The sequence below is a fragment of the Actinomyces capricornis genome (genome assembly GCF_019974135.1).
GTDB lineage: Bacteria > Actinomycetota > Actinomycetes > Actinomycetales > Actinomycetaceae > Actinomyces > Actinomyces capricornis.
This window is the reverse complement of the sequence record NZ_AP025017.1, coordinates 151,894-171,873: the sequence shown is the minus strand read 5'-3', so window position 1 is coordinate 171,873 and position 19,980 is coordinate 151,894. Positions and strand designations below refer to the sequence as shown.

Here is a 19,980-nt window from a genome sequence, read left to right as displayed (position 1 = left end):
GCCGCTTGCCGGCCGGGTGGGGCCTGCGAGCTTCGGGCCGTCCCAGTCATGGCCAGGCGACGACGTCGCCGCTGCCCGACGTGGCTCGCCGGTGCTTGGCGGGGGCCGTAGTACCGTCATGTGCTGGCGATCCTCGTGAGGTGCCGGCTGAGTCGTTCACTGCTGAGGGTCCCCGCGCCTCACCCGAGATCCCCGAGGGGCCGCTGAGGGAAGGCTGTGCCTGTTCCCACAGCAGGATCCCTGGTCCGTGGGGGCCGGGGCGGTGGTAGCGCTGGTAGTGTTATCGGGCCGTCGATCGGCCACGGATGAGTCATGCCCGGGAGAACCAGCCCCGGCGCTCCGTGCAACGAGACCAAGGAGCCCGCATGTCGGTCACCCCGCAGCGCAAGCAGGAGATCATCGCCGAGTACGCCACCCACGAGGGTGACACGGGCTCGCCGGAGGTGCAGGTCGCCGTCCTGACCGAGCGCATCACCAACCTCACCGAGCACTTCAAGGGCCACACCCACGACCACCACTCGCGCCGTGGCCTCTATCTGCTCATCGGTAAGCGCCGCCGCCTCCTGGACTACCTCATGAAGGAGGACATCGAGCGCTACCGCTCCCTCATCGCCCGCCTGGGCATCCGCCGCTGAGACCAGCGCGCAGAGCCTAAGGGCGGCAGTGCCGGGTCCCGGCGCACCGCGTCATCGCCTCGGCCCCGCACCCATCACCGGGTGCGGGGCCGAGGCGCATCCCGGCGCCTCCGACGCATCCCCTGAGGCGACTGCCGAGCACTCCGGGAGGCCTGAGGGCCCCACCCCGCTGGCGCGGCCGATCTCACGTGGACGCGAGCCGTCGCAACCGTCGCGATCATGCGTCCCAGGGTAAGATTCGGCGCGGCTGCCTCTAGGCGGAGCACCGCTGGGTGCCTCCCGGGGCGGCCCTCGCGCACAGGCAGACCCCTGAGGCGCAGCCGGCCCCGTCGGTTTTCGGTGGTGGCCTCCGGAGCCGCGCCGCGTCGTCGTACGACGTGGCCGACGCCGCTCCGTGGGCCTCGATCGAAGGCCACGGCCCCGGCTCTTCGACCGAGAGAAAGAGACTCCTCACAGATGTTCATCGATGACCCCGAGGTCACGGCCGCCGAGGCCGTGATCGACAACGGCCCCTTCGGCAAGCGCGTCGTGCGCTTCGAGACGGGCCGCCTGGCCAAGCAGGCCGCCGGCAGCGCCATGGCCTACCTCGACGGCGAGACCGCGGTGCTGTCGGCCACCACCGTGGGCAAGCACCCCAAGGACCAGTTCGACTTCTTCCCCCTGACCGTCGACGTCGAGGAGCGCCAGTACGCCGCCGGCCGCATCCCCGGCTCCTTCTTCCGCCGCGAGGGCCGCGCGGGCACCGCCGCCGTCCTGGCCTGCCGCCTTATCGACCGCCCCCTGCGCCCCTCCTTCGTCAAGGGCCTGCGCAACGAGGTCCAGGTCGTCGAGACCGTCCTGGCCATCCACCCCGACGACGACTACGACGTGCTGGCCATCAACGCCGCCTCCATGTCCACCCAGATCGCGGGCCTGCCCTTCTCCGGGCCGGTGGCCGGCACCCGCCTGGCCCTCATCGACGGCCAGTGGGTGGCCTTCCCCCGCTACTCCGAGCAGCGGCGCGCCACCTTCCAGATGGTCGTGGCCGGGCGTGTCCTGGAGGGCGGCGACGTGGCCATCATGATGGTCGAGGCCGGTGCCACCGAGGGCGCCTGGGACCTCATCCAGGCCGGCGCCGTGGCCCCCACCGAGGCCGTCGTCGCCGAGGGGCTGGAGGCCGCCAAGCCCCACATCAAGGCCCTGTGCCAGGCCCAGATGGAGGTTGCCGCCCACGCCTCCAAGCCCACCGCCGACTTCCCGCTCTACCTGGACTACTCCGATGAGCAGTACGACGCCGTGGACAAGGCCGCCACCGCCCACGGGCTGGCCGCCGCGATCGCCACGGAGGGCAAGCAGGAGCGCGACCTGGCCATCGAGGCCGTGCGCGAGGCGGTCCTCGGCGAGCTCGCCGAGTCCTTCCCCGCCGAGGAGGACGCCAAGGCTCTCAAGGCCGCCTTCCGCTCGGTGACCAAGGGGCTCGTGCGCCACCGCACCCTGACCGAGGGCGTGCGCATGGACGGACGCGGCCTGAAGGACATCCGCACCCTGGCCGCCGAGGTCGAGGTGCTGCCCCGCGTCCACGGCTCGGCGATCTTCGAGCGCGGCGAGACCCAGATCCTGGGTGTGACCACCCTCAACATGCTGCGCATGGAGCAGCAGATCGACGACCTCTCGCCGATCACGCACAAGCGCTACATGCACAACTACAACTTCCCGCCCTTCTCCACCGGCGAGACCGGGCGAGTGGGCGCCCCCAAGCGCCGCGAGATCGGCCACGGCAACCTGGCCGAGCGGGCCCTGGTGCCGGTGCTGCCCAGCCGTGAGGACTTCCCCTACGCCATCCGCCAGGTCTCCGAGGCCCTGGGCTCCAACGGCTCGACCTCCATGGGCTCGGTGTGCGCCTCCACTCTGGCCCTGCTCAACGCCGGCGTGCCGCTGCGTGCCCCGGTGGCGGGCATCGCCATGGGCCTCATGCACGACGAGATCGACGGCGAGACCACCTGGGCCACCCTCACCGACATCCTGGGCAGTGAGGACGCCTTCGGCGACATGGACTTCAAGGTCGCCGGCACCCGCGACTTCATCACCGCCCTCCAGCTGGACACCAAGCTCGACGGCCTGCCCTCCGAGGTCCTGGCCGGGGCCCTGGGCCAGGCGCGCGACGCCCGCCTGTTCATCCTCGACGTCCTGGCCCAGGCCATCGACGCCCCCGACGAGATGGCCCCCACCGCCCCGCGCGTGCTGACCGTGCGCATCCCCGTGGACAAGATCGGCGAGGTCATCGGCCCCAAGGGCAAGATGATCAACCAGATCCAGGAGGACACCGGCGCGGACCTGACGGTGGAGGACGACGGCACCGTCTACATCGGCGCCTCCGACGGCCCCTCGGCCGAGGCCGCCCGCGACGCCGTCAACGCCATCGCCAACCCGCAGATGCCCGAGATCGGCGAGCGCTTCGTGGGCACCGTGGTCAAGACCACCACCTTCGGCGCCTTCGTGGCCCTGTCCCCGGGCAAGGACGGCCTGCTGCACATCTCCCAGATCCGCCGCCTCGTGGGCGGCAAGCGCGTGGAGAACGTCGAGGACGTCCTGGGCGTGGGCGACAAGGTCCAGGTCGAGCTCGCCGAGATCGACCAGCGCGGCAAGCTCAGCCTGCACGCGGTGCTCTCCGAGGAGCAGTTGGCCGCCGAGGAGCAGGGTGAGGCCTCCCGCAAGGCGGGCCGCTCCGAGCGCGGCGAGGGGGAGGGCGAGCGCCGTGAGCGCCGTCCGCGCCGTCGTCGCCTGCGCACCATGGAGGACGAGCGCGAGGACTGAGAAGGGCTGCCAGCCGCGCCTGAGCTGAGCGCGGCGCCCGGGCTTGAGGGCCCGGGGCTACCCACGCACTGACTCATAGGCAGTGTCCGTGGGCGGCCCCGGGCCTTTGCGCGTCTGTTATTTCGCAAGACGGGAGTGCTGTATCGCACCTGTGCCGGATGCTTGAGGGCAGGGGCGAGGCCTCGCGCTCCGGGCGTGTTTCTTCAGGCGCCCGCGCGCTTTCGCGCTGCTCGCATTCTCCTGGGGCGTGGCGCCCTTGCCATTGACCTCCACTCGTGATCTCATCAGGCGCGACCTAGAAAAAGGAGGAAACATGTCAGAGAAGCCAATCAATCCGGGTGACGACTCTGGGTCGACCATGCTCAACGGGGCCCCCGCGGCCAGCGACCGCCAGAGCATCACACTCGGACCCGATGGCCCCCTGCTCCTTCACGACCACCACCTGGTCAACTCCCTGGCCCACTTCAACCGGGAGAACATCCCCGACCGCAAGCCGCACGCCAAGGGCGCAGGAGCCTTCGGCGAGCTGGTCATCACCCACGACATCAGCAAGTACACCAAGGCCGCCCTCTTCCAGCCCGGGGCGCGCACCCGCGCCCTGCTGCGCTTCTCCACCGTCGCCGGTGAGGCCGGCTCCCCGGACACCTGGCGCGATGTGCGCGGCTTCGCCCTGAAGTTCTACACCACCGAGGGCAACTGGGACCTGGTGGGCAACAACACGCCCATCTTCTTCCTGCGCGACCCCATGAAGTTCCCGCACTTCATCCGCAGCCAGAAGCGCCTGGGGGACAAGGGCCTGCGCGACCAGACCATGCAGTGGGACTTCTGGACCCTGTCCCCGGAGACCGCCCACCAGGTCACCTACCTCATGGGGGACCGGGGCCTGCCGCGCACCTGGCGGCACATGAACGGCTACGGCTCCCACACCTACATGCTCATCAATGAGGCGGGGGAGCGCTTCTGGGCCAAGTTCCACTTCCACACCAACCAGGGCGTGGAGAACTGGTCGGGCCAGGACGCCGAGGAGATCGCCGGCCAGGACGCCGACTTCCACCGCCGCGACCTGTTCGACGCCATCGAGCGCGGGGACTACCCCAGTTGGAAGCTGTCCATCCAGGTCATGCCCTACGAGGAGGCCAAGACCTACCGGATCAACCCCTTCGACCTGACCAAGACCTGGCCCCACGCCGACTACCCGCTCATCGAGGTCGGCACGCTGACCCTCAACGAGAACCCGGAGAACTTCTTCGCCCAGATCGACCAGGCGAGCTTCGCGCCGTCGAACATCGTCCCGGGCATCGGGTTCTCCCCCGACCGCATGCTGCTGGCCCGCGTCTTCGCCTACGCCGACGCCCAGCGCGCACGCCTGGGGGTCAACCATGACCAGATCCCGGTCAACCAGCCCCTGCCCGAGGTGCGCGAGGCCTCCAACACCTACACCTTCGACGGGCCGATGCGCTACTTCCACTCCGGGGCCCAGCCCACCTACGCCGCGAACTCCGGCGGGCGGCCCTACGCTGATGAGCAGGGCCGCCTGGAGAACGGGTGGGAGGCTGACGGCGAGATGGTCCTGGCCGCCCAGACCCTGCGCGAGGACGACGACGACTTCTCCCAGGCCGGGATCCTCGTGCGCGAGGTCTTCACCGAGGCCCAGCGCCAGCGCCTGGTCGACACCGTCGCGGGCGGCCTGGCCCAGATCGAGCGCCCCGAGGTGCTCGAGCGCGCCCTGTGGTACTGGAAGAGCATCGATGAGGCGGTGGGCTCCCGCATCGAGGAGACCGTGAACCGACTCACCAGCGAGGCCGCCGGCTCCGCCGGCGAGCGCACGCCCCTGCGCGAGGGCGACTCCGCCTGATCCCGGGCCCGATCCCGCTCAGCCCCTGCGCCGGCTCCACCCCGAGCCGGCGCAGGGGCTGAGCCGTTAGGCTCTGCCGGTGACCAACTCAGCCAGCGACTCCCGTCCCGGGGCCGGCGCGCCCCTGCGCGCCCCCGGCACCGCCTCCTCCACCGACTACGCCGAGGTGGAGCTGCCCCGCGCCGCCTCAGGCGATCCGGCCGCGGAGCTCTCGCTCATCGACGACGGCGCCCTGACCCGCCGCTCCATCCTGCCCGGAGGGGTGAGGGTCATCACCGAGTCGGTGCCGGGGCTGCGCTCGACGGCGATCGGCCTGTGGCTGGGGGTGGGGTCGCGTGATGAGGCCCCGGGCCAGGAGGGCTCCACCCACTTCCTGGAGCACCTGCTGTTCAAGGGCACCCCCACGCGGAGCGCCCACGCCATCGCCGAGGCCTTCGACATGATCGGCGGGGAGTCCAACGCCGCCACCTCCAAGGAGCACACCTCCTACTACGCCCGCGTCCTGGCCCCCGACGCCATGGAGGCCCTCGACGTCGTCACCGACATGGTCACCTCCTCCCTCCTGGACCCCCAGGAGGTCGAGACCGAGCGCGGCGTCATCATCTCCGAGCTGGCCGACGCCGCTGACGATCCTGCCGACGTGGCCCAGGAGGCCTTCGCGCGGGCCGCCTTCGGCGCCGGAACGCCCCTGGGCCGGCCCATCGGCGGCACCCCTGAGACGGTGGCCGCCGTGCCCCGCCAGGCCGTGTGGGAGCACTACCGGCGCACCTACGCCTCCGATGCCCTGGTGGTGGCGGTGGCCGGGGCGGTGGACCATGACGAGGTCTGCGAGCGGGTGGCCGCCGACCTGGCTGCGGGGGGCTGGGATGTGGCCTCACTGGTAGCGCCCCGTCCCCGGCGCTTCGAGGTCGAGCCTCCGGCGCCCCTGAGCGTGGAGGATGTCACCGTTGAGCGGGACGCCGAGCAGTCCCACCTCTACCTGACCTGCCAGGGGATCGCGGTGCGCGATGAGCGGCGCTGGGCGATGAGCGTGCTCACCACGATCCTGGGCGGGGGCATGTCCTCGCGCCTGTTCCAGGAGGTGCGCGAGAAGCGGGGCCTGGCCTACACCACCTATGCCTTCGACACCTCCTATGCCGGGGCGGGCGCCTTCGGCCTGTATGCCGGGTGTGCGCCCCATCATGTCGATGAGGTCGCGGCCGTGATGATCGGGGAGTTCGAGAAGCTGGCCGAGCAGGGTCCCACCGACCGGGAGATGGCCCGTGCCCGTGGGCAGATCCGGGGTGCCATGGTGCTGGGCGGGGAGGACTCCCTGGCGCGCATGGGCCGCCTGGGCCGTGCCGAGGTGGTCACCGGGCGCCTGCGCTCCATGGAGGAGAATCTGCGCCTGCTGGGGGAGGTCACCGCCCAGGAGGTGCGCGAGCTCGCCGCCTGGCTGGTGGCCCAGAGGCGCGCCCGGGTCCTGGTGGGGCCGGCCGCCTGAGGCGCGGGCCGGCGCCCGCCCGGCGGCTCCTGAGCGGTGGCCGCCCTCGGGCAGGACAACAGCGGCACCCCGACGACCGTCCCGTGGATGATCGGGCGGCCTGGGCGGGGCGGGCGGCTAGGGTGGAGCCATGAGCATTCGCGTAGCCGTGCTGGGCGCCGCCGGGCGCATGGGATCGACCGTCTGCCGGGCCGTGGAGGAGGCCGAGGGCCTGGAGCTCGTCGCCCGCCTGGACGCCGGCGACCCCATCGACGCCGAGCACCTGGGCGGCGCCCAGGTGGCCGTGGACTTCACCGTGCCCGACGTCACCGAGGCCAACGTCCGCGCCGCCGTCGACGCCGGATGCGACGTGGTGGTGGGCACCACCGGCTGGGACGAGGAGTCCTACGGGCGCATCCGCACCCACCTGGAGCGCCCCGAGGCCCGCGGCCGGGCCGTGCTCATCGCCCCCAACTTCGCCCTGTCCGCAGTCCTGGCGATGAGCCTGGCCGCCAAGGCGGCCCGCTACTTCGAGTCCGCCGAGATCATCGAGCTCCACCACCCCGGCAAGGTCGACGCCCCCTCGGGCACGGCCGTGGCCACCGCCCAGCGCCTGGCCGCCGCCCGCGCCGAGGCCGGCCTGGGGCCCGTGCCCGACGCCACCCGGGTCGATCCCGACGGGGCGCGCGGCGCCGTCATCGACGGCATCCACGTCCACGCGGTGCGCCTGCGGGGACTGACGGCGCATGAGGAGGTCGTCCTGGGCAATCCCGGGGAGCAGCTGACCATCCGCACCGACTCCTTCGACCGCGCCAGCTTCATGCCCGGGGTGGTCCTGGCCGTGCGCGAGGTGGGCCGCCGCCCCGGCCTGACCATCGGGCTGGACGCCCTGCTTGACCTGTAGCCCGCCGGGGTACGCCCTACAGGGAGGCGGCCCAGCAGTCCTCGGTCACGCCCTGGCCCACGGGCAGCCGGCGGTGGGCGCCGGTGGGCGCCATGCCCACGGCCTGGAGCAGGCGGGTCAGGGACTCATCCCCCCGCACCGACCAGGCCACCAGGGCGCTGGCCCCGTCCTGGCGGGCCAGGTCCACCGCCGCGGCCAGGAGGCGGGAGCCGTGCCCGTGCAGCTGGTGCTCGGGGGCGACCCCCAGGGCCGTGATCTCCGCCGCCGTCTCCTGCGCCTCCTGAGCCCCACCCGGATTGGCGCCGTCGTCACCTGCCCCGGTAGGCGCGCCGGGCCTGGGCTCCTCGCCGTCGGCGGCCCGGGTGGGGGCCATCCCCAGCAGCCCGACGACCTGACCGTCCTGGGTCGCCACGAGCACCCGGTGCTGCGGGGTTGGCGGGGAGGTGACCGCCTCGCGCCACCCCTCGGTGATGACCGGGGCGCTGATCATGGCGCGCACCCCCTCGGGCAGGGGTGAGCCATGCGCCGAGTCGTGGGCGGCCTCCAGGCTGGCCCGCATCGTCACCGCATGGATCTTGCCGATCTGCGGCAGGTCCTCGTTGCGGGCCGGGCGCACGAAGCCCCCGGCCGAGGACCTCCCCGCACCGGGCTCCCCGTGCTCGTGGGCGCCGCGGCTGGGGCTCTCCAGGCCCCCGGTGCGGGCATCGAGCCCGGCGATGGGGTCGGCGTCGAAGACGGAGGGTCGCTCCTGCGGATCGGGCGTGGAGGTCATGGTGCGAGCCTAACCGGGGCGCAGCCCTCCGGGGCCGGCCTGCGCGGACAGGCCTCTGCCCCAGGGGAGGAGCGGGCTTCGCCACTGGCTGGCGCTGCTCCGCACCAGGCCGCTCCGGCACGACCACTGTGATGAAGGCCATGGGGTGCATCCGTTGCTCCATGGGGTAGAAGAAGGGGCGGAGGCGTCCCGATGGGTGGGCCGGAGTCCCGAGTTCCCCGCATGGAAGCACGGGGCGGTGCAAAGAAGGGTGAGGTGACGTGCGGCAGTCCGCATACCCGATCAAGAGCCGAGCAGCCGTGCCCGGTGCGGTGGCCCAGGTGCTCAGTGGTGCCGCTTGTGGGGCCCCACCCGTGCGAGTCGGCGGCGAGGAGGCCGCAGCCCTCGGGGCGAGCACGCCCACCCTCCCCTGTCCGGGACGCGAGCAGGAGCTCCACGAGGGCTCACACGAGGGCTCATGGGAGAAGGCATGAGCACTCCGCCGATCGCGTGGGCCCGGGCGCACCAGGCCGGCGCGCCTCAACTGCTCGCGTGCCATGGCGTCACCGACAACGCCGCCTCGCTATCGGGGGTGCTCCGGCGCTGGAGGGGCGTCTACGACGTCACCTGCCTGGATGCCCGTGGGCATGGCCTATCCCCGCGCTTCACCCCTGAGCAGCTGGTCGACCCGATGTCCACCATGGTCGACGACCTCATCCGCCTACTGGAGTCCCGTCGAGTCCACGAGCCCCACGCCTTCCGCACTCTCATGGGGCATTCGATGGGTGGGGCGGTGTGCGCCGCTGTGGCGGCTGCCCGTCCGGACCTTGTGGATGCCCTCATTGTGGAGGATCCGGCGTGGCTCGATGCCCAGCAGGAGGAGGACTACCGGCGCGGCGCCGAGGCGATGGTCGAGCGCATGGAGCGGATCGCCGCCGATCCGGCTCGCGCCCTGGCCGAGAACCGCAGGTCCTACCCGGGCTGGGAGATCGACGAGGCCTGTGGGTGGCTGCAGGGCAAGATCCAGGTCGATCGGGATTTCCTCCGCACCGGAGAGGTAGCGCCGCGTGGCTCGTGGAGGGGGACCGCCAGCACCCTGAGTGTGCCCACCCTGGTCCTCACCTCTGATGGCCGGGATGCGCTGCTCGGCAAGGGGGGCCTGGCCTCGGTCCGGGCCCTGGGAAACGCTCGCCTCCGTACCGTCCTCGTGCCTGGGGCCTCGCATTGCGTGCGCCGCGATCAGGCGGGCGGCTTCTACCGGTCCTGTGAGGCCTTCCTGCGGGAGGTGGTGTCATGATCGCGGCTGACCGGGCCCTTCCGCCCCCGCTGGACGCGCAGGTGGCCGAGGCTCTCGCCTCGGCACCCCCGCAGACGGCCTGGGATCCGGTGGCGATGAGGGAGGCCGGCGCGCACCTCCTCGACCAGGAGGCCGAGCCGCCCCGGGGCGTGACCCGCACTGTCCTGCATGTGCCGACCCCGCCTGGCTCTGCGGGCTCGGCGGGGCCGGATGATCTGGAGCTGAGGATCCACACCCCTGACACGCCTGCCGGCGCTGTGGTCGTGTCCATCCATGGGGGAGGCTTCGTGGCGGGCCGAGCCAGGTATGACGATGCCTGGAACGCCCGGATGGCCGCACGCACCGGGGCGGTGGTTGTCAGCCCTGACTATCGGCTGGCTCCTGAGCACCCCTACCCTGCGCCAATGGAGGACTGCCTGACTGCCTGGAGGTGGGCGGCGGAGCGCTACCCCGAGGCGCGCCGCGTGATCTACGGGGATTCTGCGGGTGGCTGCCTGGCTGCGGGAGTGGTCCTGCGCTGCCGCGATGCGCGGGAGGCGCTGCCTGACCGGGTGGTTCTTGTGGAGCCGGTCCTGGATGACCGCCTGGACACCGTCTCGATGCGCGGTGCTGCGCATACCCCCGTCTGGGATCTGCCCAACGCCACCGCGTCGTGGGCCGCCTACCTCGGTGGCGCACGGGCCGATACCTACGCTGCCCCGGGCCGGCAGGCCGACCTGGTGGGCTTCCCGCCCACTTTTCTCCTCGTCAACCAGTGCGACCCGCTCATGGATGAGGCTCTGGCCTTCGCCCAGGCCCTGACGCGCAGCGGGGTGCCCACGGAGGCCGCGCTCCTCGCCGGCTCCTGCCACGGCATCCTCGGCCTGGAGGGACCCCGGCTGGCCCGGCGTGCTCGAGAGCTCGTCCTGGAGCGCCTCATGGCCGCATGCTCAACGGGATGCTCGGCCTAGCGAGGACAACCTGCGCCTGCGTCGCATGGAGGCGGACTGCTCACCGGGCGTCATGACGGTGCCCGCACCTCCACTCCAGCCGTCCTCTCCCGCGGGGTCGCCGGCTCATGAGGGGCGCACGGGGGGAGTTGCGCCGTTAGGCTGGAGCCATGAGCGCAGTCCCCTCCCGCAGCTTCGGATCCGTCGGCGTGGCCATGGTCACGCCCTTCACCCCTGATGGTGAGCTGGACATCCCCGCCGCCCAGGCCCTGGCCCTCAGCCTCGTGGAGGACGGCGCGGACATGATCCTGCTGTCGGGCACCACCGGCGAGGCACCCACCACCCACCTTCCCGAGAAGCAGGAGCTCATCCGGGAGGTCAAGGACGCGCTGGCCGGGCGCGCCATGGTCATGGCCGGGGCCGGCTCCAACGACACCGCCCACGCGGTGCGCAACGGGGTGGGCTCCCAGGAGGCCGGCGCCGAGGGCCTGCTCATCAACGCCCCCTACTACAACCGCCCCAGCCAGGAGGGCGTCTACCGGCACATCATGGCGGTGGTCGAGGCCACCGACCTGCCGGTGATGGTCTACGACATCCCCGGGCGCACCGGGGTGCGCATCGAGGACGGCACCCTGGCCCGCATGGCCGAGCACGAGCGCATCCTGGCCGTCAAGGACGCCACGGGCGATGTCGAGCAGGGCTTCGAGCGCATGGAGGCCACCGGCCTGGAGTACTACTCGGGCGACGACGGGCTGAACTTCGCCTGGCTGGCCCACGGCGCCTCCGGCGTCGTCTCGGTGGCCGCCCACGCCGACGCCCACTCCTGGCGGGAGATGATCGCCGAGGTCGACGACGGGGACCTGGCCGGGGCCCGGGCCGTGGCCCAGCGGATGCGCCCCCTGGTGCGCGCCCTCATGGGCGGGGGCCAGGGGGCGGTCATGGCCAAGGAGGCCCTCCTCCTCCAGGGCCGCATCCCCTGCGCCGAGCTGCGCCTGCCCCTGGTGCGGGCCGACGCCGAGGAGATCGAGGCGCTGCGCGCCACCCTGGAGGACTGCGGGCTGCTGTGAGGCCTCCTGTGAGCGCTGCTGCGAGGGTGCTGATGGTGCGAGCCGTGCCGGCCCGGCGTGGGGGAGCCCCGCCCCGGCCGTCGGCACCGGGCAGGAGGGGCGGGTGAGGATCCGGTGAGGATGTGGTCCCTGCACCCGGGTTATCTCGATCGGGCCGGGCTGGTGGCCTGCTGGCGCGAGTCGTTGCTGGCCCAGGCGGTCCTGGCCGGGCGCACCCGCGGCTACCGCAACCACCCCCAGTTGGACCGCTTCCGCGCAGCGGGGGAGCCCCGGGCGGCGATCGCCGCCTACCTGTGGGGGCTGCGCCAGGAGGCGGTGGGGCGCGGCTACCGCTTCGACCCGGCGCGCATCGACCTGCCCCAGGAGGAGTGCGGGGCCGTGGGCCTGACGGTCACCAGTGGGCAGATCGGCCTGGAGGCCGAGCACCTGCGTGCCAAGCTGGAGGCCCGAGCCCCCGAGCTCCTGCCCCTGCCTGTGAGTCCCGACCCCCATCCGATCTTCACCGTGGTCCCCGGGGCCATCGAGCCCTGGGAGCGCAGCACCTCCTGAGGGCAGGCGCAGCGGGGGCACGGGCCGCAGTGTTGGCGAACTGAGACTCCGGCGTGCTTGACCGGCATGGGCGCGATGGTGATCCTCTGAGGGGCTGCGCCCGGTTCCCCCGGGTGATGGCCTGCCTGATTCCTACTCTGATCAAGGATCGTCATGAGACTGACCCATGCCCTCAGCGCCCTGGGCGCTTTCGCGGTCGCCGCTGCCGGTGCGGCCGCCCCCGCCTCTGCTGCGCTCCCCAACCCATCGGACGAGCGCTGTCTCAGCTCGGGTGAGGCATGCGAGTTGGCGGGCTTCACCGTCGACCCCTCTGCCGTCCTGGAGGCCGGCCGGACCGCCACCCTCACGGGCACCGGCTGCGTCCTGCCCCCAGAGGTCGCGGCCCAGCACCCCCGGGCCCAGCGCGTCGCCTTTGGCGAGCTCGACTTCGGAGGCGGGCCGCGCGGCCAGGAGGGGGATCGCCCCATCGACATCGTCAAGGACATGACGGTCAAGGACGACGGCACCTGGACGCTCACCTTCGACATCCCCCAGGACATCGAGGCCGCCTACCCCGAGTCCGAGCCCAGCAACTCCCACCTGACCCTGGTGTGCGCCTACGAGTACGAGCCCGGGGGCCTGCCCCTGGTCAGTCGGACCATCTCCTACGTCCTGTCCATCGACAAGCCCGCCGACAAGCCCTCGGAGGAGCCGCCGGTCGCGCCTGCGGCCCCCGGCTGGTCCAAGAGCGGCAGCACCTGGTACCACACCGGCGCCACCGGGCAGCGGACCACCGGCTGGTTCAAGGACGGCGCCTCGTGGTACTACCTCGACCCCGCCAAGGGCGGTGCGATGGCCACGGGTTGGGCGAAGGTCGGTGGGGTGTGGTACCACCTGTCGGGCTCGGGTGCGATGACCACGGGCTGGCTCAAGGACGGCGCCTCGTGGTACTACCTCGACCCCGCCAAGGGCGGTGCGATGGCCACGGGTTGGGCGAAGGTCGGTGGGGTGTGGTACCACCTGTCGGGCTCGGGTGCGATGACCACGGGCTGGCTCAAGGACGGGGCGTCGTGGTACTACCTCCAGCCCAGCGGTGCGATGGCCACGGGTTGGGCGAAGGTCGGTGGGGTGTGGTACCACCTGTCGGGCTCGGGTGCGATGACCACGGGCTGGCTCAAGGACGGGGCGTCGTGGTACTACCTCCAGCCCAGCGGCGCCATGGCGGCCGACGGCGTGGTGAGGGTCGGCGCTGAGCTCCACCGCTTCGACGCCTCGGGCCGCTGGATCGGCCGGATCGGCTGAGGCGCGGCGCTGAGCGCGCCGTCGGGCCGGCTCCCGTGCCCCTGGGACGCGGGAGCCGGCCCGACGGCCCATGGCCCGGCGCAGCGTCCTGATGGGCGGCCCGGAGGGACGAATCGCGCTGAGGGGCTCACCGGGGCGGGACGGGCCTTTGAGGAGGGCACCTTACGGGCTCGGCAACAACCTCCGGCCGCCTCGGTCGTACCGGGCTCATCCCATGCCGGCGCCCAGGAGCTCTGGTCTGGCGGGCGGCTTGGTCGGGCGGGGCAGTCCTGCCTGCCCGGTCGGGGCGGGCCACCCGTCACCGTCCACAGTCTCACCGGGGACGGCTTCGTCGGGAATGCGTGTGCTGAATGAGGCGCCCGCGGGGCCGGGTCGCCCGCCCTCAGCGGGCGGTCAGTCCCTGTCCGCCTCGTGCCCGCCCGGGCCGGACGAGCCGGAGCCGCCCGAGGATCCCGAGGCTCCCGGCAGGTGCTCGATGATGCTGGCCGCGGCGCTCGTGGCCGCCTCGGAGGCCGCCCTCTGGGCCGCCAGGAGCTCCTCGCGTACCACCCGGCGCAGCACCTTGCCGATCTGGGAGCGGGGCATCTCGGACAGGATCGCGATCTGGCGGGGCAGGGCGTAGTGGGACAGGGTCGTGGCCGCCCACTCGCGCACCTGCTCCAGGGTCACGCTCTGGCCCTCCTTGGGCAGGATCGCCGCCACCACGGACTCGTTGCCCGCCTCGGCGGGCAGGCCCACGACGGCGACATCCTCGACCTGGGGCATGGAGCGCACCGCCGCCTCGACCTCCGTGGGGTAGATGTTGAAGCCCCCCGAGATGATGAGCTCCTTGCGGCGATCGGCGATGACGTAGAAGCCGTCCTCCTCCAGGCGCACCAGGTCCCCGGTGCGCAGCCAGCCGCCCTCCAGGAGCACCTCGGCGCTCTCCTCGGGCTCGTTCCAGTACCCGGAGAAGACCTGGGGGCCGCGGGCCACCAGCTCGCCGACCTGCCCGGGGGCGACCTCGCGGGAGGGGTCCTCGGGGTCCACCAGGCGCACCTCGGTGGAGGGGTAGGGGATCCCCAGGGTCCCGGGCCGGCGCTCGGGGGAGATGGGGTTGCCCAGGATGATGGGGGAGGACTCGGTCATCCCATAGCCCTCGATGATGACGCCTCCCGTGGCCTCCTCCCAGGCCTGCGCCACCTGGCGGGGGTTGGGGGCGGCCCCGCACACCGCGATGGTGCAGGAGGACAGGTCGGCCCCGGTGGCCCGGGCGCGGGTGATCAGGCGGTCGAACATCACCGGCACGCCGGGGAAGAAGGTCGCCGGGCGGCGCCTCCAGGCCGCCAGCACCAGATCCGCCCCGAACTTGGGCAGCACCACCTGGGTGGCGGCCAGGCCCACCGCGCACAGCAGCGACAGGGACAGCCCGAAGGCGTGGAAGAAGGGCAGGACCGCGTAGAAGGTCTCCCGGCCCGGCCGGGTGGACTGCGAGGCCCAGGCCAGGCTCATCTCCGCATTGGAGCGCAGATTGGCATGCGTCAGGCCCACCGCCTTGGGCGTGCCCGTCGTGCCCCCGGTGTAGAGCAGCACCGCAGTGTCATCCACCCCCGGCAGGGGCGTGGCTGCATCCAGCGGGGGGCAGGAGGAGGCCAGGTCGTCCCAGGAGTCCACCCCGGCGGGGACGGTGCCGCGCAGCTCTCGGCGGCGTGTGCGGGCCGCGGCCACCGGGAGCCTCAGGGCCAGGCGGCTGCGCAGGGGCAGGCCCCGGGACAGGTCCACCGACAGCACTCGCAGCCCGCCCAGGCCCGCCTCCTCAAGGGAGCCGGTGGCCGCCACCAGGCGCTCCAGGGTCTTCTCCCAGGCGATGATGACGCGCCCGCCGTGGATGTGGAACTGCTCGCGCAGCTGGGCGGCGGGGGCCAGGGGGTTGTGCTCGGCGACGATCGCCCCCAGGCGCCAGGCCGCATAGGCCAGCACGGCGTGCTGAGGGCAGTTGGGAAGGATGAGCCCCACCACGTCGCCAGCGCCCACACCCAGGGAGCGCAGCGCCTCAGCGGCGCGGTCCGCCTGCCCGGCGAACTGGGCGTAGGTGGTGGTCGCACCCAGGAAGTCCAGGGCCACCCGGTCGGGGAAGGCTCGGGCGGCGTCGTCGAGCATGCATGACAGGGGCTCGGTGACCGGCGCGATAGCGGCGGGAACGCCGGGGGCGTAGTGCGGGCGGGCGAGACGCCCCTGCGGTGCGCCGGCGGCCTGCCCTGCGCCGTCCCCTGCCGTGTCCACTGCCTCCACTGAGTCCTCCCGGTCCTATGGCCGATGATGCTGATCGTGGCTCCTGACCGCCCCGCGCTGGAGCCCGGCGGCTAAGCCGGGAAGGAGCGCGAGGGCCTCGGGCAGGCACCGTAACCTACGGTAGCGTAGCCTCCTGCGCCGGTTCGGGGGGAGCCCCCGCCTCCAGGGCCTCATCGGACCCGGGCGCCGTACCGGCAGCGCGGTCCACCATGCCCGCACGGGCCGTGGGCTCCCCGGGTCCGGGCACCAGGCCCTGGGGCAGGGGGGAGCGGCTGACCACCCGCAGGCGCCGGGTGGGCCGGGTCATCGCCACATACAGGTCCCCCGCGCTGCGGGCGCCCACGAGGGCCGGATCGACCAGGACGACGACGTCGAACTCCAGGCCCTTGGAGGCCACCGGCCCCATGACCGCCAGGCGGGCGCGCAGCAGATCCCCACCGGGGGCCTCCATGGCCGCGGCCAGCCGGGGCTCGGCGCCCAGCAGGGCCGCTACCTGCCCGGCGTCCGGGGCGATGACGGCCAGGCGGCCGGCGCCGGGGCCCAGCTCGGCCTCCATCCCCTCGAGCTCCTCGATGACGGCGCGGCGCAGCGCCCGGGCCCAGGCCTCCTGAGCCGGGTCCGGCCCGTCCTGCGTATCGTCCCGCCCCTCCGGGCGTCCCAGCCGGCCGCCGGCGCCCTCCACGAGCTCCACGCTCAGGCACTCGGGCAGGTCGCGCACCGAGCGCACCGGGTAGACCGGGGGATGGCCCAGGGCTGTGACCACACGGTCGGCCGCATCCATGATCGTGGCCGGAGTGCGGTAGCACACGCTGAGCACCTCCTCGCGCAGCGGGGTCGAGCCCCCGGCGCGCCGGGCCCCCCGGGCGCCCGCCGCGCCAGAGCCGCGGGCCCGCCCCGAGCCGCGCCCCGCCGCGGCTCCGGCCGTTCCCTCTGCACTCGTGCCCAGGGGCTGGAGCACCTGGCCCCAGCTGGAGGGGGCCCGCAGGCCCGAGTACTGGGCGAGGTCGCCCACGATGGTGAAGGAGCGCTGGGGGCAGCGGCGCGCCAGGGCGCGCCAGGCCATAGCCCCCAGCTCCTGGGCTTCATCGACCACCACATGCCCGTAGGTCCAGGTGCGGTCGGCCCGCGCCCGCTCGGCCAGGGTCAGGGAGGGGCCGGAGTCCAGGACCCGGTCGGCCAGCATCTCGGCCGAGACCATCCCCGCGCCCAGCTCCTGGGACTCGATGGCCTGGGCGGCGTAGGCCACCAGCTCCTCGCGGCGCCGGGCCTCCAGGCGGGCCCGGCGCGCCTGGGCGTCCTCACTGGGGCCCAGCAGCTCGGCCAGCTCGTCGATGAGGGGGATATCGGCGCTGGTCAGCTCTGAGCCCACCGGTCTGGCCACCGCCGCGCGCGCCTGCTCATCGAGCTCGGGGGCCAGCCGCTCCAGCAGTCGGGGGCGCGCCCACAGCCTCTCCAGCAGGCCCGCCGGTGTCATCGGCATCCAGCACAGGTTGATCTCGCGGCGCGCATCACGGCTGGTGCGGATGTCCTCGCGGATCCAGGCGCGGGTATCGGCGTCGGAGGCATCCTGCCGGGTGGCCGCGGCGAACTGGTCGGTCAGGCGCTCCAGGAGCCACAGCACGAAGGGCTCGCGCGCCAGGTTGTGGGGCTTGCCGCTGCGGCGCGCCCGCGCGATCGCCTCGCGCACATCCCGGGGCTCCAGGCGCAGCCGCGTGCCCTGGACCTCGATGGTCCGGGGCTGGTCGGGCACGCGCTGAAGATCCCGCACGGCTCGGGACAGGATCTGCGCCCAGATGGCATCGCCCTTGATCTCGGCGACGGCGGCGGGCTCGACACCCCGGGCCCGCACCCCCGGCACCAGATCCGCGATCGTGGTGGAGACCACCCCGGTCTCGCCCAGGGAGGGCAGGACCTGCTCGACATAGCGCAGGAAGGTGCGCGAGGGCCCCACCAGGAGCACCCCGGAGCGCTCCAGGCGCTCCCGCTCGGCGTAGAAGAGGTAGGCCACCCGGTGCAGGGCCACCGCCGTCTTGCCGGTGCCCGGGCCGCCCTGGACCACCAGCACGCCCGTGCCCGGGGCGGTGACGATGCGGTCCTGCTCGGCCTGGATCGTGGCCACGATGTCGCCCATGCGGCCCTCCCGCGCCGCCGACATGGCGGCGATGAGCGCCCCCTCGCCCTGGAGGCCGGTGCCCGATGCCTGGCCCGCCGCGGCCAGGGAGTCCAGGGCGCCGACGTCGATGAGTTCGTCCTCCAGGCCGATGACGCGCCGGGCCCGGGTGTCGATATGGCGACGGCGCACCAGCCCCATGGGCTGGGAGGCGGTGGCCTGGTAGAAGGCGCGCGCCAGGGGGGCGCGCCAGTCCAGGACGACCTCGCGGTGCGACTCGTCCTGGAGCCCGATGCGGCCCACGTAGTGGCGCCTGCCCCCATCGGTGACCGGGGAGGAGGAGGCCCCACCGGCCTCCAGGGACTCCGGGCTCATGTCCATCCGTCCGAAGACGAGCCGGTCCTCCACCCCCTCCAGGGAGGAGATCTGGGTGGAGTAGTGGATCGCGTAGGCGTCCCGCTCCCCGCGGGACTGGTGGGTTCCGCTGACCCCCCGGGCCTCGATCTCAGCCAGGGAGCGGCGGGCCTGGGCCAGCTGGCGGTCCAGCTCGCTGTAGGCCAGGTCCACCACCTGCTGCTCGGCGCCGAGCTCGCGCTCCCGGTCCTGCGGCCCGTGGGGTGGCGTCGGGGTCTGCGGCGCGCTGCTGCGGGTGGTCTCATCGCGGTCGGATGCACCGACGGGGGGAGTCGTCTGATTCACTCGGCCTCACTGGTGGCTCGGGGAGGGCGGCGCGCGTGGCGGCCCGCCTCCCGCCGGCGTTCATCGGTCTGCTTCTTCGTCGTCATGCTCGTCACTCGTGGCCCGCCCTGACCGCGCACGGTGGCCATGGGCGCGCCGCGCAGGCCGGTCCATTATTCTCCTGTCCAAGGCGCCGTGGGGAAGCCCATGGCGAACACGGCGCCCCGGCCGGCGCTGACGGGAACAGCCCGGAGCGGTCGGCTGTTGGTCCAGTCAGCACCGGCCCGTGCCCCGCTCTCCACGATAGGCACTTGACGACGCACGACGACCGACCACTCCGAACGACTGACGAACCGACCCACCGGCCCATCACCCTCGCACAGGTCCCCGCTCAGGCGGCAACCGCCGGATATCACAGGAAAGGAGGCGGCTCCATGAGACCACTGTTCACCGTGCAGCACCCCGCGGGCCGTCCCGTCTCCCCGCGTGTGCTCATCCACCACTTCGACGGCGCCATGGACGCGGGCAGTGCAGGAGCCCTCGCCGTCGAGCAGCTGCTCATGACCCTGCCCCATGAGCGCCTGGCCACCTTCGACATCGACTCCCTGGTGGACTACCGGGCCCGGCGCCCGGTGATGACCTACTCCCACAACACCTACTCCTCGGTGGAGATGCCCGAGCTCGTCCTGGACCTGCTCCAGGACGACGACGGCGAGGACCTCCTGCTCCTGCACGGCAGTGAGCCGGACTTCCGGTGGGACGACTTCGTGGCAGCGGTGGCCCATCTGGTGGTGTCCATGGGCGTGGGCCAGGCCATCGGCATCAGCGGCATCCCCATGGCGGTGCCCCACACCCGCCCCACCTACGTCCACCTCCACGGCAGCCGCCCCGAGCTGCTGCCCGCCCAGCCCGAGCTCTTCGGCCACGTCGAGCTGCCCGGCTCGATGGCCGCCTACCTGGAGCTGAGGCTGGGCGAGATGGGCCTGGACTCCCGGGGGGCCTCGGCCGCCATCCCCCACTACCTGGCGCGAGACGAGTTCCCCCAGGGGGCCTCGGCCCTGCTGGCCGCCGTCGTCCAGGCCACGGGCCTGGCCCTGCCCGTGGGCGACCTGGAGGCCGCCGCGAACGTCAACCGCGCCGAGATCGACGCCGAGGCCTCCCAGCAGCCCGAGGTCTCCGCCGTCGTCTCGGCCCTGGAGGCCCAGTACGACGCGCTGGCCCCCCGCATGGCGCCGCAGGATCACAGAGCGGCGGCGCCCGCACTGGACCTGCCCAGCGCCGATGAGATCGGCGCCCGCCTGGAGGCCTTCCTGGAGTCCAAGGACTCCGGGGAGCTGGGACCTCGGTGGGGCGGGGGCCCCGGGGCCTGAGACGCGGGCTCCCAGGCCCTGGCACTCG

14 protein-coding genes are annotated in these 19,980 nt (G+C 72.9%); 11 read left to right on the top strand and 3 right to left on the bottom strand.

The features are described from left to right. The first annotated feature begins 365 nt into the window (after nucleotides 1–365). From rpsO to dapB, 5 genes are all read left to right on the top strand, one after another. Nucleotides 366–635, top strand: coding sequence for a 30S ribosomal protein S15 (rpsO, locus tag MANAM107_RS00700; RefSeq protein WP_124933351.1), 270 nt, complete (start codon nucleotides 366–368; stop codon nucleotides 633–635). Nucleotides 636–1,091: 456 nt separating this feature from the next. After that, complete coding sequence (locus MANAM107_RS00695) at nucleotides 1,092–3,428, top strand: polyribonucleotide nucleotidyltransferase (RefSeq protein WP_223909814.1); 2,337 nt, start codon at nucleotides 1,092–1,094, stop codon at nucleotides 3,426–3,428. A gap of 313 nt (nucleotides 3,429–3,741) precedes the next feature. Continuing rightward, nucleotides 3,742–5,283, top strand: a complete 1,542-nt coding sequence (locus MANAM107_RS00690; RefSeq protein ID WP_223909810.1) for a catalase — start codon at nucleotides 3,742–3,744, stop codon at nucleotides 5,281–5,283. A 79-nt stretch (nucleotides 5,284–5,362) separates the two neighbouring features. Continuing rightward, the gene (locus tag MANAM107_RS00685; protein WP_373314062.1) at nucleotides 5,363–6,766 is read left to right on the top strand and encodes a M16 family metallopeptidase; all 1,404 of its coding nucleotides are present in this window, start codon (nucleotides 5,363–5,365) and stop codon (nucleotides 6,764–6,766) included. Between the two features lie 130 nt (nucleotides 6,767–6,896). Next, nucleotides 6,897–7,649 carry a 4-hydroxy-tetrahydrodipicolinate reductase gene (gene dapB, locus MANAM107_RS00680; RefSeq protein WP_223909807.1) on the top strand — a complete coding sequence of 251 codons (753 nt, stop codon included), beginning with the start codon at nucleotides 6,897–6,899 and terminating at the stop codon, nucleotides 7,647–7,649. Nucleotides 7,650–7,665: 16 nt separating this feature from the next. Here dapB and MANAM107_RS00675 read toward each other — a convergent pair whose 3' ends face one another. Next, a complete protein-coding gene (locus MANAM107_RS00675) occupies nucleotides 7,666–8,421 on the bottom strand; it encodes a GNAT family N-acetyltransferase (RefSeq protein WP_223909804.1) in 756 nt (251 codons plus the stop codon). A 469-nt stretch (nucleotides 8,422–8,890) separates the two neighbouring features. Here MANAM107_RS00675 and MANAM107_RS00670 point away from each other — a divergent pair, with 469 nt between their 5' ends. From MANAM107_RS00670 to MANAM107_RS13145, 5 genes are all read left to right on the top strand, one after another. Further along, nucleotides 8,891–9,697 carry an alpha/beta fold hydrolase gene (locus tag MANAM107_RS00670; protein ID WP_223909802.1) on the top strand — a complete coding sequence of 269 codons (807 nt, stop codon included), beginning with the start codon at nucleotides 8,891–8,893 and terminating at the stop codon, nucleotides 9,695–9,697. Then, nucleotides 9,694–10,647 carry an alpha/beta hydrolase gene (locus tag MANAM107_RS00665; protein WP_223909800.1) on the top strand — a complete coding sequence of 318 codons (954 nt, stop codon included), beginning with the start codon at nucleotides 9,694–9,696 and terminating at the stop codon, nucleotides 10,645–10,647. The genes MANAM107_RS00670 and MANAM107_RS00665 overlap by 4 nt, the downstream gene beginning before the upstream one ends. Nucleotides 10,648–10,796: 149 nt before the next feature. After that, nucleotides 10,797–11,693: a 4-hydroxy-tetrahydrodipicolinate synthase gene (dapA, locus tag MANAM107_RS00660; RefSeq protein WP_223909798.1), complete on the top strand. Its 897-nt coding sequence runs from the start codon at nucleotides 10,797–10,799 to the stop codon at nucleotides 11,691–11,693. 114 nt (nucleotides 11,694–11,807) lie between these two features. Then, on the top strand, nucleotides 11,808–12,242 hold the full coding sequence (locus MANAM107_RS00655) for a pyrimidine dimer DNA glycosylase/endonuclease V (protein WP_223909796.1): 435 nt from the start codon (nucleotides 11,808–11,810) through the stop codon (nucleotides 12,240–12,242). A 153-nt stretch (nucleotides 12,243–12,395) separates the two neighbouring features. Continuing rightward, on the top strand, nucleotides 12,396–13,523 hold the full coding sequence (locus MANAM107_RS13145; protein ID WP_308443626.1) for a PspC-like choline-binding domain-containing protein: 1,128 nt from the start codon (nucleotides 12,396–12,398) through the stop codon (nucleotides 13,521–13,523). 393 nt (nucleotides 13,524–13,916) lie between these two features. Here MANAM107_RS13145 and MANAM107_RS00645 read toward each other — a convergent pair whose 3' ends face one another. Together MANAM107_RS00645 and MANAM107_RS00640 are read right to left on the bottom strand one after the other, a co-directional pair. Next, nucleotides 13,917–15,785, bottom strand: coding sequence for an AMP-binding protein (locus tag MANAM107_RS00645; protein WP_373314078.1), 1,869 nt, complete (start codon nucleotides 15,783–15,785; stop codon nucleotides 13,917–13,919). A gap of 124 nt (nucleotides 15,786–15,909) precedes the next feature. Next, on the bottom strand, nucleotides 15,910–18,603 hold the full coding sequence (locus tag MANAM107_RS00640; RefSeq protein WP_373314061.1) for a HelD family protein: 2,694 nt from the start codon (nucleotides 18,601–18,603) through the stop codon (nucleotides 15,910–15,912). A 413-nt stretch (nucleotides 18,604–19,016) separates the two neighbouring features. Between MANAM107_RS00640 and MANAM107_RS00635 the strand changes: the two genes are divergently transcribed. After that, nucleotides 19,017–19,952 (top strand): proteasome assembly chaperone family protein, encoded by a 936-nt coding sequence (locus MANAM107_RS00635; protein ID WP_179899660.1) that lies wholly within the window; start codon nucleotides 19,017–19,019, stop codon nucleotides 19,950–19,952. The last annotated feature ends 28 nt before the right edge of the window (nucleotides 19,953–19,980 follow it).